Source organism: Wolbachia endosymbiont (group A) of Apotomis capreana, from assembly GCF_964027025.1.
In the GTDB taxonomy this organism is placed as follows: domain Bacteria; phylum Pseudomonadota; class Alphaproteobacteria; order Rickettsiales; family Anaplasmataceae; genus Wolbachia; species Wolbachia pipientis.
The window spans coordinates 696,499-709,240 of the sequence record NZ_OZ034721.1; the positions used below are offsets into that span (position 1 = coordinate 696,499).

At 34.8% G+C, this 12,742-nt stretch carries 14 protein-coding genes and 1 pseudogene; 9 read left to right on the forward strand and 6 right to left on the reverse strand.

Annotated elements, in window-relative coordinates; all coding sequences use genetic code 11:
* Positions 1 to 85: 85 nt before the first annotated feature.
* The 7 genes from AAGD50_RS03455 to AAGD50_RS03485 all read left to right on the forward strand — a co-directional run bounded on the left by AAGD50_RS03455 (position 86) and on the right by AAGD50_RS03485 (position 2,572).
* Positions 86 to 916: a pyruvate, water dikinase regulatory protein gene (locus tag AAGD50_RS03455; RefSeq protein WP_006280267.1), complete on the forward strand. Its 831-nt coding sequence runs from the start codon at positions 86 to 88 to the stop codon at positions 914 to 916.
* Between the two features lie 49 nt (positions 917 to 965).
* Positions 966 to 1,094, forward strand: a complete 129-nt coding sequence (ykgO, locus tag AAGD50_RS03460) for a type B 50S ribosomal protein L36 (protein WP_006279631.1) — start codon at positions 966 to 968, stop codon at positions 1,092 to 1,094.
* A 160-nt stretch (positions 1,095 to 1,254) separates the two neighbouring features.
* Entirely contained in the window at positions 1,255 to 1,458 is a 204-nt protein-coding gene (locus tag AAGD50_RS03465; protein WP_233700147.1) for a septum formation initiator family protein, read from the forward strand.
* 79 nt (positions 1,459 to 1,537) lie between these two features.
* Positions 1,538 to 1,831, forward strand: coding sequence for a transposase (locus tag AAGD50_RS03470; protein WP_264723898.1), 294 nt, complete (start codon positions 1,538 to 1,540; stop codon positions 1,829 to 1,831).
* 122 nt (positions 1,832 to 1,953) lie between these two features.
* Positions 1,954 to 2,250 (forward strand): IS3 family transposase, encoded by a 297-nt coding sequence (locus AAGD50_RS03475; protein WP_094189604.1) that lies wholly within the window; start codon positions 1,954 to 1,956, stop codon positions 2,248 to 2,250.
* Between the two features lie 3 nt (positions 2,251 to 2,253).
* Positions 2,254 to 2,415 (forward strand): DDE-type integrase/transposase/recombinase, encoded by a 162-nt coding sequence (locus AAGD50_RS03480; RefSeq protein WP_010082071.1) that lies wholly within the window; start codon positions 2,254 to 2,256, stop codon positions 2,413 to 2,415.
* Positions 2,408 to 2,572, forward strand: coding sequence for an IS3 family transposase (locus AAGD50_RS03485; protein WP_141456809.1), 165 nt, complete (start codon positions 2,408 to 2,410; stop codon positions 2,570 to 2,572). The genes AAGD50_RS03480 and AAGD50_RS03485 overlap by 8 nt, the downstream gene beginning before the upstream one ends.
* 100 nt (positions 2,573 to 2,672) lie before the next feature.
* On the opposite strand, the gene AAGD50_RS03490 is transcribed toward AAGD50_RS03485, so the two are convergent.
* From AAGD50_RS03490 to AAGD50_RS06810, 4 genes and pseudogenes are all read right to left on the reverse strand, one after another.
* Positions 2,673 to 3,755, reverse strand: a complete 1,083-nt coding sequence (locus tag AAGD50_RS03490) for an efflux RND transporter periplasmic adaptor subunit (RefSeq protein WP_264724125.1) — start codon at positions 3,753 to 3,755, stop codon at positions 2,673 to 2,675.
* A 201-nt stretch (positions 3,756 to 3,956) separates the two neighbouring features.
* The gene (locus AAGD50_RS03495; protein ID WP_213863077.1) at positions 3,957 to 5,039 is read right to left on the reverse strand and encodes a Fic family protein; all 1,083 of its coding nucleotides are present in this window, start codon (positions 5,037 to 5,039) and stop codon (positions 3,957 to 3,959) included.
* 237 nt (positions 5,040 to 5,276) lie between these two features.
* On the reverse strand, positions 5,277 to 7,025 hold the full coding sequence (dnaG, locus tag AAGD50_RS03500) for a DNA primase (RefSeq protein ID WP_264724126.1): 1,749 nt from the start codon (positions 7,023 to 7,025) through the stop codon (positions 5,277 to 5,279).
* 618 nt (positions 7,026 to 7,643) lie between these two features.
* Positions 7,644 to 7,730 (reverse strand): annotated as a pseudogene (locus tag AAGD50_RS06810) (WPE palindromic element domain-containing protein); the annotation flags it as partial.
* A 195-nt stretch (positions 7,731 to 7,925) separates the two neighbouring features.
* Between AAGD50_RS06810 and ubiG the strand changes: the two are divergent.
* Positions 7,926 to 9,101 (forward strand): bifunctional 2-polyprenyl-6-hydroxyphenol methylase/3-demethylubiquinol 3-O-methyltransferase UbiG, encoded by a 1,176-nt coding sequence (ubiG, locus tag AAGD50_RS03505; RefSeq protein ID WP_341809989.1) that lies wholly within the window; start codon positions 7,926 to 7,928, stop codon positions 9,099 to 9,101.
* 11 nt (positions 9,102 to 9,112) lie between these two features.
* Here the strand turns inward: ubiG and AAGD50_RS03510 are convergent, their stop codons facing one another.
* Positions 9,113 to 9,553 (reverse strand): TrbC/VirB2 family protein, encoded by a 441-nt coding sequence (locus AAGD50_RS03510; protein ID WP_264724127.1) that lies wholly within the window; start codon positions 9,551 to 9,553, stop codon positions 9,113 to 9,115.
* Positions 9,554 to 9,692: 139 nt separating this feature from the next.
* Here AAGD50_RS03510 and metG point away from each other — a divergent pair, with 139 nt between their 5' ends.
* On the forward strand, positions 9,693 to 11,330 hold the full coding sequence (gene metG / locus AAGD50_RS03515; protein ID WP_264724128.1) for a methionine--tRNA ligase: 1,638 nt from the start codon (positions 9,693 to 9,695) through the stop codon (positions 11,328 to 11,330).
* A gap of 73 nt (positions 11,331 to 11,403) precedes the next feature.
* Here metG and AAGD50_RS03520 read toward each other — a convergent pair whose 3' ends face one another.
* Positions 11,404 to 12,738: a hypothetical protein gene (locus AAGD50_RS03520; RefSeq protein ID WP_264724129.1), complete on the reverse strand. Its 1,335-nt coding sequence runs from the start codon at positions 12,736 to 12,738 to the stop codon at positions 11,404 to 11,406.
* Positions 12,739 to 12,742: the final 4 nt, after the last annotated feature.

The following is a 12,742-nucleotide window of genomic DNA, read 5'->3' on the forward strand; positions in this document are numbered from 1 at the left end:
TCAACAGGATAGTTTTTCTATATTTACGTAGGTCAACAAATTAGCATAATTTCAGTAGCAGATTGCTAGCTATTATTTTTAGTATATGACCCTTAAAAAGCTTAATCTACACTTAGTATCAGATTCAAGTGGTGAAACTGTTATATCAGTTGCAAAATCAGCTCTGAAACACTTTCGTTCTGTAGAAACGATCGAATATGTTTGGTCTTTTGTAAAAGGAGAAGAGCAGATTGACAAAATTCTGGAGGAAATTAATAGGAAAAGTGATGAGCATAATTTTGTTATATGCACTATTACTGATGATGAGCTAAGAAAATATCTAAAAGATAACTGTATAAAGTTGAAAATTCCCTATAGAGCAATATTATCACATATTATTAGAGAAATTTCGTCTTATCTTGAAATTGAAAAAGACGAAAAGCTTGACTTGCATACTGAGATAAATAACGAATATTTTCAGCGCATTGAGGCAATAAACTACACTATTAATCATGATGATGGACAAAATATTCAAGATATTGATAAAGCAGATATAATTTTGGTTGGAGTTTCACGTACATCAAAATCTCCCACCAGTACGTATTTAGCTTACCGAGGCTATAAGGTTGCAAATATTCCTTTTGTTAGTGGGGTACCCTTTTATGTCGACTTGGCAAAATTAAAAAATAAACTAACGATAGGGGTAACAATAGACGTAAGTAGGCTAATAGAAATACGCAAAAATAGACTTACTTCAATTAACAACGAAGATAATAATATATATGCTAACCCTGAGAAAGTAGAAAAGGAAATTAAAGAAGCAGAGGAGCTCTTTAAACAGAATAACTGGCCAATTATCGATGTCACGCAAAAGTCGATCGAAGAAGTATCAGCAACAATTATACAATATTTTAATAAAATGTTATCAATTGACTAACTCTTGATAAGTGATTATAATGTAAAGTAATTTAATTCTTACTATAGATATGAAAGTCAAAGGGTCGCTAAAATCTCATCGTAACAGAGATAAAAATTGTAAAGTTGTGAAAAGGGGTGGTAAGATTTACATTATAAATAAGGTAAAGCCAAGGTGTAAAGCGCGTCAAGGTTCTTAGCTTTTTGTTCACCTTTTCATGTTATATATTTTTTATATGTGAAAGTACGGTGCTTATATCTAAAAAGAAGCAAAAGTTACTGTGTTTAAGCGCAGCCTTACTCATTTCTTCCCTTACATTATATTTCAGCATTAGCACAATTACAGGTAAACGTGGCTTATTGACGTTAATCGATTTAAAAAAAGAAATCGAGTACAATAAACTTTTGCTAAAGGATGTCTCTTCTGAAAAGGAAAAGTTGGACAACAAAGTATTTGGCTTATATGAAAAAAGCTTAGATTTAGATCTGCTTGATGAGCAAGCAAAAAATGCTTTAGGTTATGTGAACCCTAATGAACTTATGGTTGTTCTTGACGTGGAATAGCAGTAGTGACCTTACCCAGAAAAAGTGGAGAGAAAGAAAGGAGTTTTTTCGGGTAAAATAAAATTTTGGAGGATTAGAAATGGTAAGAGAATATACGGCAGAATTCAAATTGGAAGCTGTTAAGCTGGCAAATGAACAAAGAAAGGTAGGTCAACCAGTTGCAAAAGTAGCAAGAGATCTAGGAATAAGGGATAGTGTATTAGGAAAATGGATGAAGAAATATAACGAAAAAAAGTCAGCGGCAAATGCATTTCCAGATGTAGCACCTTATGACAAAGAGAGGTTTGATTTACAAAGCAAGAGTAACAAGGGAAAGAGACATTTAAAAAAAAGCCCTGGCCAGTCAAAAGGAGTAAAATATTTTTTTATATAGTAACTGCTATAAAGTACAGGAATTATGTAGGATTTTCTGCTAGTGGCTACTATAAGTGGACCACAAGAAAAATAAGCAGTAGAGAATCAGCAAATAAAGAGCTACTCGAAGCTATTCAAAAAATATATCAAGTTTCTAAATGTAGATATGGAGCTCCTAAAATTCATGCTGAATTGAAGGCTTTGGGTAAAAGTTGCAATTTGAAAACGGTGCAAAGTATTATGCAGAAAAATGACATCAGGGCTATACTGAGAAGAAAGTTTAAAATTAAAAAACAACAAACAGATAATAGAGCTGTAGCTCCCAATATACTAGATCAAAACTTTATTGTTGATCAACCAAATAAAGTATGGGATTACTTACATCAAAACCAAGGAGGGATGGCTATATTTGGCAGCAATAATTCTCACGTATGGTAGTTAATGAGTAGTGCAATAAATAAACAATTGGTTATGAACTCTTTATTAATGGCCATTAATAGGCGTAAACCTGTTAAAAATCTACTGCTGCACAGTGACCAAGGTTCACAATATACTGCGCAAGGGTATCAATATCTCTTAGCTGTAAAGAATATAGATGAGTAATAAAGGCTGTTGTTACGACAATTCTGTTGTGGAAAGCTTCTTCAGTTCTCTAAAAAGGGAGTTACCAATAGACACCTCTCGGCACTCTAAACAGCATATCAAAACTGCTATATTTGAATATATAGAAATTTTTTATAACAAACAACGTCACTATTAACTATTGCATTCCTGAGCATTTTGATTCATCATTCTCTTTGTGAAAAACATTCCAAACTTTCTCTCCACTTTTTCTGGGTAAGGTCAAAGGATCTTATGTCTTAAACCTTATCACCAGGCTTAACAAATAGGTGGCCCAATACTATTAACTTTATGGGTTTACCTTCGTTATTTGCTACTATCCAAACCCCATCGCTCTCATGATCAACAATTTCTATTGGTGCAAATACTACATAATTATTATCATCAACAATCTTTATTCCAAGAGCACCTTCGTCACTTAAGCTCAGGGCTGAAGAAGGAACTTTATATGCAAATCTTTCGCCTGAAGGTAGCCTTACGTTGGCAGTTAGTCCCTGCAAGGATATCATTTTATTATTAGTTACCTTTACTTCTACCCTATAAGACCCAGTTTTAGGCTCAGCAATTTTACTAATAAAACTTACTTCACCTGCCAATTCTTTTCCGTCCAGCAAATTAATTTGAGCTGTGCTGCCTAGCTCTATTTTATTTACTTCATTTTCCGAAACGTATAACACTACAAGAATTTGATCGAAATTAACCACGTCAGCTATTTTTTGCCCAGCATTAACAAAATCCCCTTCGTTTGCATTGATTTTATCAATATAACCATCTATAGGAGATGTGACTGCAGTATTTTCTAAATCCAATTCTAGCCTTTTTAGGTCAGCTTTTGCACTTTGTAACGCAGTAAAAGCTGCTTCTACTTGTATTTGTGCCCCATAGCCTTTTTTATTCAGTTTGTGAGAGGAATCATACTCAATTTCACGCTGCTTTAATAAAGCTTTGGCTTTCTGAGCTTGCTCAATCCTGTCATAATCTTCTATCTTTAACACTACATCATCTCTTTTTACCTTTTCACCATCAGGTAAATAAATAGCAATAATCTTACCACTTATTTTTGAGACAAGGCTAGCTCTATGTAAGGGATTTACTGTACCAGAAAAATTTAAATATATAGTGCGGTTTTGCGGCGCACATTCTTGAGTTTTTACTGAAAAGCTACTAGTTGCATTATCGCTATGAACCGCCTGATCTTTTTTTAAAAATGCACTGCTGATAAAAAACAGTAGAATAAAAGCAATACTGGAAATGATGATTACTTTATTTCTCATCTTTAAACAATAGAATTTGTTGACCAATCTTGTTAGAAACAACTGCATAAATTTTCGAATCAGAAATGTAAGTATAATACATGTACCATTGTCACTCCATAAATAGTTTTATATGAGAACAAACACAAGATTTTCCTATAATAAGTAAGTTTTTTATTGCTAAAATGCAATTTTTAATCGAATAAAATTGCAAACAAAGTTGTGCATAAGACTGGATTTAAAAAAATCTCGAAAAACATACTAAAACTTTTAAATAATAACTTTATATCTAGTGGCTTTGCCTTCTCCAAGACGCTGTAAGTATTTCATCCCTAGCAGTTTCTTTGTAATTGCCTCTACTGTTCTTGGAGGAAATCCTAGAGCTTCTATAGCATCTTTTCTACTAAATTCTTTATCTGCAAGGCTAAGTGCCCACTCCCAGAAGAATAATTGTTTTCTTGATAATAAATATTCAGTATTCTCCCTCTCAAGAATATAATGCGCCTCATTTGCTTGCGTTTTGAGCACATTAAGAAAAAATATTAACCATGGGGAAATATCTTCTTTGCCACTTTTCCAGCTACTTTGTGTTTTATTAAGCGCTAAATAGTAATCAAGTTTGTTAGTTTCAATTATCTTTTCATGTGATACAATAGATACAAAATCATAACCCTGCTGCAACAGCATTAAATTAGTTATCAATCTACTAGTTCTGCCATTTCCATCTTGAAAAGGGTGTATTGCCAAATACTCAAAAACAAAGTTAGCAACAATAATAAGAGGATGCTTAAATTTATTATTTAAGGACCAGTGATACCAATCAATAAGCTCTTGTACTTCCTTTCTAACAAGGTAAGGTGGTGTGGGATCAAAAATTATACCAACAACTTTTCCATTCTGATCTTTTGCCTCAACTCTATTAGAACTTGCTTTGTATTTTCCTCTATGATACAAATCTTTTTCACTATAAAGTAGCATCTGGTTGTTAATGTGCAATATTGATGACTCACTAATTGGAATATCCGTATAATCATGAAATATTAGTTTAAGCATTTCTAAGTAGCCAGCAATTTCTTGCTCATCTCTATTTTTAAATTTTTTGACACGTAGGTTTTTATATAGATCCTCAACTTCTTTATCGGTTAGACGATTTCCTTCAATACGGTTAGAAGCGCCAGAAGATGTAACAATAACTGAATGAGTTAATCTTTCAATTGTTTGTGGTAGTAGTTTTTTCGTTATCTGCCAGCTATTTTTAACACTATCAACTGCAGTAATTAACTCGTACACTTGCTCAATTACAGGCCCTTCTAGGTTGAGACGCGTACTAAGACGAAAATTCTTCCAGTTCATATTCTTCTCACATGCATATTATGTGAGATAATGTGAGATAATGTGATAAAAGTCAATAGTAAACTTTATATGCTCAGCAGAGCTAACTACAAAAATTATACATTTTCAAGTGATCCTAACCATATCAAAAACTACAGGGCAAAGCTGTTAGAGGAAGGCTTAATTAGTTAAAAATTTCAATCTTATGTAAAATATTGTCTTATTTTGTAATTTTCTTGTTGACTAACGAGACGATATCTACTTTTCAATAAACTCCATTTGCATTTCTTGTATACTGCTTTCTATTTGCTTTATTTGTTCTATCAACCTTTCCTCTAAGTCAAGATTACCGCTCAGCCTCGCTTCGGTTCTTTCTTTTCGTAATGCATTTAACTCTTTTAGTAACACTATATTATTCCACACAATTTCTGCAGATTTTCTCTCGTTCAGTTGGCTATTTAGTACACTAGTTTTTTCAAATACATACTTTATAACGTTAAACTGTTTCAATTCTTGTAACAAAGCCTCTTTATCGAGTTTGCTTTTGTTACTTATTACATCAATTATACGCTGTTGTAATCTTTTCATCTCATTAGTAAATTCAAAATGAGAAAATTGCTCAAAAAATATAGGACGGTTCAAGATTTCAGGAAATTCTACGGCTATACGCAAAATTACGGCCTGATTTTGCTCTGCTTCAATTAGCTCTGGAGATTTGTTATGAAGATACTCACCTTTTGTTGCTCTAGTTTTACTATTAAAAATCTGTTTTTTGAAGCTACTTCTTAGTTCACTAGCCTTATTGTAAAAATAATCTCTGTAATACCTTCTAATACTGCTGTTGCTAATAGTATTTACATATTCCATGAACTTGTGCTCAAGAATTGAATATTTTTCCGGAGCAAGTTTTTCATAATTTTGCAAATTGCTATCGATTATGTGATGCCATAAATATTCAGAATGAAGTTTTGTTGAGTGATCAAGCGCAATCAATACGTCTTCTTTCTTGTATTCCAGTTCGTTACATATATCGTATGGATCTTTATTACTCGGCAAAGTCACAAATTTTAACGTGTATCCAGGCTCTAATATTGGCAGAGCAAGTTCTGCAACTCGAGTAGCAGCATGACGTCCAGCACTATCGCCATCCATACAGATGGAGATTTCTTTAGCAAATCTCCATAGATTTTTTATCTGCTCTGCAGAAATTGCGGTACCAAGCGGAGCAACTGCATTACTAATTCCTGCTTGATGTAGCGCTATAGCGTCCATATATCCTTCAACAACGAGTATGTGCTGTTTTTTACGTATTTCGCTTAAAGCAAAGTTTAATCCGTATAAATTCTCCCTCTTCTTGAAGAGCTGACTCTCTGGACTGTTTAAATATTTCGGCTGTTGCTCAGAACTTAGCGCACGTCCGCCAAAACCAATAACTCTCCCTGCAATGCTCTGTATAGGAAATATCAGCCGGTCATAAAAATAATCACGAAAATTTTTGTTTACTAATCCAATATCAATCAAAATTCTGTCTTCAATACCTGAAGAGTTTAAATACTCTTTCAAACCAGAGCTTGGTGCATAACCTATCTTAAATTTATCTATGATTTTAGGTGAAATCTTACGCTGCTTTAAATAATCTACAACGCCCTGATTTTTTTGTGCAAACCAATTTGCAGCTAAATCAAGCACTAAAAATAGTTTATTGTTCTCTTTTGTAATACTAAGATTTTTGGGCAGTTCAACACCTGTAACCGATGCTAATTTTTCCAATGCTTCTTTAAAGCTTAATCCTTCAGTTTGTGAAATAAATTCAAATGCATCACCACTAGCTGAACAACCAAAACAGTAATATAACCCCTTAGTATTGCTCACCGAAAAAGATGGGGTTTTTTCGTTATGAAATGGACAGAGCCCAACAAAACTATCTCCTCTTTTTATTAATCTGACTTTTTTACCTACTATGTCGGATAATAATAATTTTGATTTTATAATATCTATATGATCCATCTTGTTAAATTAGTAGTAGGATAAAAATTATATAGAATTTATACACATCTGACTCGAAATTTATTTCTATAACTAAAGCAATTTAGATTTACCGACAATGTAGCTATACAAATTCAAGAGCAATCCTGTCATCCAGGTAGCCCACAGAAACAAAAAACTTCCTTGACAAACCTCGCCAGCGCCCTTATCATGAAACTGAAGCTATTTATTTATCTTCTCTGTACAGATTAAATGACAAAAAAACTCAACGTATCTGGCGTCTCATGTTTAATTTTTTGCACTATGTGCACCTTATGTCTTTATCAAATTTCCGGGTTTTGACCTACACAAGCTGAAATACGCTTATAAAGCATTTAAAACATTAAAAAACGCCAACTTAAAAAATGGATAGTGAATAACTAGCTACCCTAGGGTTTCTTTTGCCTTTTTTTCTGTTTAGTAAATTTCTTAACGTTTATAATTTAGATTAGTTGCGGCTTAAAAGCAGCTAAATCGCGGTTATTAAGTGTTTAGAATAAAAAAACGCCATACTTGAAAGTATAATGTAAGTAATTAGCCAACCACGGGGCTTCTTTTGCCTTTTTTTTCGTTTGGTAAATTTCTTAATATTTATACAGAAGGTGTCATTCCAGTGCTTGACACTGGAATCCAGTTCTTATTATACAGCTATCTGGTGTACTTATTTAAAATTAAGTTTTCTGGATCTCAGTGCCAAAGCACTGGGATGACACCCTTCCTGGCGGAGATTATTCTCAAATCACAATGTTCGTACAGTTGTGGAATGAATTGCGGTATGACGTAGGAAAACCTTAGCTATAGCTTTAGAACTCCCAAAAGGTCAGAAGCATTGAATGACTTGACAGAAAGTTCAAACCCATATAAAATGTCCTTATTTCTTATATGTTAGGTATAGTATCAATTGCCTCAGATCATGCTGGTTATGAATTAAAATCAGAAATAAAAACTTACCTGGAAGCCCTAGGTTACAGAGTAGTAGATCAAGGCTGCACTGCTAAGCAAAAGTGTGTAGATTACCCAAACTATGCTGTTAAAGTTGTAGAAGATATAACAAGCAAAAAAGCAAATTATGGGATATTAATTTGTGGTACAGGTTTGGGCATGAGTACTGTGGCAAATCGTTTTGAAGGAATCTACGCTGCTTTATGTAACAGTGTTGAGATCGCAAAATTAGCTCGCGAGCATGGCAACGCAAATGTACTGTGTCTTGGTGCAGGGTTTACTGCGAGTGGATTAGCAAAAGACATAGTCAAACAATTCCTCGAAACAGAATTTTCAAAAGAAAGCAGACATAAAAAACGCCTTGATAAACTCAGCAATATAACCTCTAAGAAAAAAAAAACAAAAACTTATAACGAAGATGAAATATCAAAATTCGCTAAAATGGCAGGCCAGTGGTGGGATGAGAACGGCAAATTCAAACCATTGCACATGATGAATCCTGTTAGAGTATCTTACATTATTGAGAAAATAAAAGAGTTAAAAAAATGCAATTTAAAAGAATTATCATTGCTTGATGTCGGGTGTGGTGGTGGCATTTTGTCAGAGTCAATGGCACGCGTTGGCATTAACGTTGTGGGAATAGATGTATGTGAAGAAAACATAAAAGTAGCGCATTCACATGCAAAAAAAGTAGGGTTAAATATAGAATATATACACACCAGCATTGAAGAGCTAAGCAATGACAAGAAGTACGACGTGGTTCTGTTGATGGAAGTAGTTGAACATGTGGATAATTTAGAGCTTTTCATGAAAAAAGCGATAGAACTGCTAAAACCGGAGGGGTTAATCTTTATATCCACAATAAATAGAACTATTAAATCCTTTTGTCTTGCAATAATTGGTGCAGAGTACATATTAAATTGGCTGCCAAAAGGTACACATAACTGGAATAAATTTCTCAAGCCGTCAGAAATTGCAAATCACTTAAGAGAAAATAATGTAACGCTGCAAAACATGGCTGGCATGGAGTACAACGTAATAAAGCGTGAGTGGAATCTAACTAAAGGCGTGGATGTTAATTATATACTCTGCGGTTTGTTAGATTTAACTCTATAAAAGCACCATTTTCACTTCCAATACTTTGAAGGATCTTGGCCAGCTTTTATACAGTAGCCTTTATTAGTTAGCGCCCAACCGGAACGACAAGCATAACCTGTACCTACACGTTCATATCCAGGAGCAGCAACACACTTTCCATTCTCCAAGGTTTGACCTTTAAAAAGACAACAAACTTCTTTTTCTGTTACCTTTGTTACAATTTGAGGAGCACCAAAAAACATAGCAACAAACATACCCAGTGCGAAAAGTGCAGGCCAAGGCATTCTGCCAAATATTGCAAGTAAGCTTGAACCAATTATTACCACTGTAATCATTGGTCCACCTATTCCATGAACGTAACCTATTACATTACACATTACATCTGTTGCTCCATCAGCGTGTGCATCAAATGCATAGAAAACTATAAATAGAATTACAAGAAAATTTCTCATTGTTCTTTCAATAATCATGCCTGATTGTTTCTTATTTTAATAAAATTTCAGTAAATAGCTTTTTTCAAAAATTATGCTTAACCCAATCAATATTTATTTATTACTGCCTTTTTAATACTATAATTAACTCAGTTGATTTTTATCAAAATGCGAAACCATGGAACAATTCGAGAACTTTTACATCACCACGCCAGTATATTACGTAAACGATAAGCCGCATATTGGTCATGCATACACTTCTCTCTTGTGTGACGTGGTGGCAAGGTTCATGAAACTAGCTGGGAAAAATGTCAAATTTACCACCGGTACAGATGAACATGGACAAAAAATAGAAAAAGCAGCTAAAGCAAAGGAAATGCAGCCAAAAGAATTTACAGATGATGTGAGCGTTTCATTTAAAGAATTGGCTAAGTTCATGAATTTTGAGTATGACGATTTTATTCGCACTACGGAGGAACGTCACAAAAAAGCAGTTATAGCTTTATGGAATAGACTTGAAGAGAGAGGGCAAATATATTTGGATTCCTATTCGGGTTGGTATTCAGTTCGTGATGAAGCATTTTATCAGGAATCAGAGCTGATAGATGGCAAAGCACCAACAGGCGCAGAAGTTCAGTGGATAAAAGAAGAGAGCTACTTTTTTCGCTTGTCAAACTGGCAAGACAAATTACTGGAACTCTATAAAAATCAGCCAAGTTTTATCTTTCCTGAGAGCAGAAGAAATGAAGTGATATCGTTTGTAAGATCAGGGCTCATTGACCTCTCAATCTCTCGTACTAGTTTTAACTGGGGAATAAAAGTACCAGGTAATGACAAACACGTAATCTATGTCTGGATAGATGCATTAACCAATTATCTTACATCAATAGGTTTCCCTAGTACTGAAGGTGAGGAATATAAAAGATTTTGGGCAGAATCCAAAACGCAGATTCCAGCGTCACGCGCTGGAATGACACCAAACCAAGGGAAAACGCAGATTCCAGTGTCAAGCGCTGCAAACCTAGCTGACAACTCTTTCAACGTTCATGTAATCGGTAAAGACATATTGCGCTTTCATGCTGTATATTGGCCAGCGATTCTCCTTGCAGCAGACCTGCCACTGCCAAAACAAATTGCAGTTCATGGTTGGTGGTTGAACGAGGGAGAGAAAATATCCAAGTCCCTTGGTAATGTCATAGATCCAATTGGCCTCGCTCAAGAGTTTGGTGTTGATCAGCTACGCTATTTTCTCCTCAGGGAAGCAAGCTTCGGCCAAGATGGCAACTTTAGTAAGAAAAATATGATCAGCCGGATAAATTCAGAACTGGCAAACAACATAGGCAATTTAGTGCAAAGAACAATTTCATTTTTACACAAGCAATGTTCTGGAATTGTACCAACAATCGATCAAAGCCTACTTAAAGGTGAAGAAAGTCTTCCAGGTTGCAAAGCTATACTCGATCAAGTGATGAATCACCTATCAAAGTATGAATTTAACCATATCATACTTCTAATCATCAACATCTCTTCTGAAGCAAATGCCTACATAGACAAAAGTGCACCCTGGACACTAAGCAAAACTGACAGAGAGCGCATGAATTTAGTAATTTACAAGTTACTGGAATATATCAGGATAATAGGCATTTTATTGCAGCCAATCGTTCCCAAGTCAGCAGAGATGATACTAAATCAACTGCAAATTCCGAAAGAACAACGAGATTTAAAATCTCTGTGCAACGCATGCGTAAGCTTAGGCATTACGCTGCCTAAACCTACGCCGGTTTTTTTGAGGGTTGATGCTAAAGAGGAGAAATAGTGTAAAAACTATTTCTCCTGGATGGGATTATCTTTAGTTAACGACGGTGCACACCGCTGTCTACATATTCAAGTTAGGTGGCAAGTGCCTTAGTTACTTTAGCACAATATGGTTTAGTAACATCAGCACCTATCACTACTACTTCAGTCATTGCCGACTTAACCTTTCCTAGGCTCCATGCAAACCAGCCTTGACCATTTTCTTCTTTAGTTGGCTGACTTTCTGGGCTAGAAATCTCAGTACCTTTTTCATCACCAGATTCTGCATCATAAAATACATCCTGATCCTCAGAAAGACTCATTAAATAACTTTTAGCAGCATCAACATTTAAATGATCAGGTTGCTTAGGAACGTTATCAATATTTAAATAATCCAAACTATTAGCTCGTTGCTTTTGCTCACTGGAAAGAACCTCAAGATTTAAATAATCCAAACGAGTTAGTTCTTGCATGCTAGGTTTAGATCCATCTTCACGCTTAAACTGCTCTTCCGGACTAGAAACCTTAGTACCATAAATCCTACTGTACAAGCTGCTTCCAACGCTGTTAAGTGCTCCTTTTGTATACTCAACTGATGTATCATAAAAATTTTTTAATTTATTTCCAGCATTATTAAATTTCCCTTTTACATACTCAATTGATGTGCCATAAGCATTTTTCGCACTACCTACGATATTTTTTAAGTCATTCGCAACATCACTACAGCGCCGCTTAACAATACCAGAAATGCGCCCACTATTGTACGCTTCTGCTACAGATGTAAATACTTCTTTGATATCCTTTGCTTGCGGAACAAAAGCATTTCCTCGTTTAAGTTCTTCTATTTCTTTTTCTTTCTCAGGTAGTTGAGTATTTTTCTCAGAAGTTTTTTGCTCTTGAGCTTGTACTCCGACCTCTTTCCTAGTAAGCTGCTGGTTTACGCTACCAATTTCTACCGCATCACCTGGCTGAGAAGCATTAATCCTTCTGGTTGCAGCCAACTCATTTTTCATTCTGAAAATCTCCCGATCTTTCTCAGAAATAGTTTTATCTTTATCTTCTATCTCTTTTGCTTGATTAGCCAGTTGAGTATTTTTTTCGGATATTTCTTTTACTTTCTCAGAAATTATTTTACCTTTAGCTTCTACTTTACTTTTTTCATCAGAAAGCTGAGCTTCCTTCTCAGAAATAGTTTTGTTCTTACTAACTGCTGCATACGAAAGTGCAATAGCTACAGCAGAAAATACAGCACCACCAATAATAAATGGAAGGCCAACACTTAATGCTGCAACTGGAGCTAAGAAACCAATATAAGGAGCTGCAGCAAACACTCCAGATGCTAATAAAGTTAAAGCAGCCAGAGTTCCAGCTATATAATAGGGTACATTGTTTTTATTCATCATCTCACGTATTATAAAATATAATACCATTATA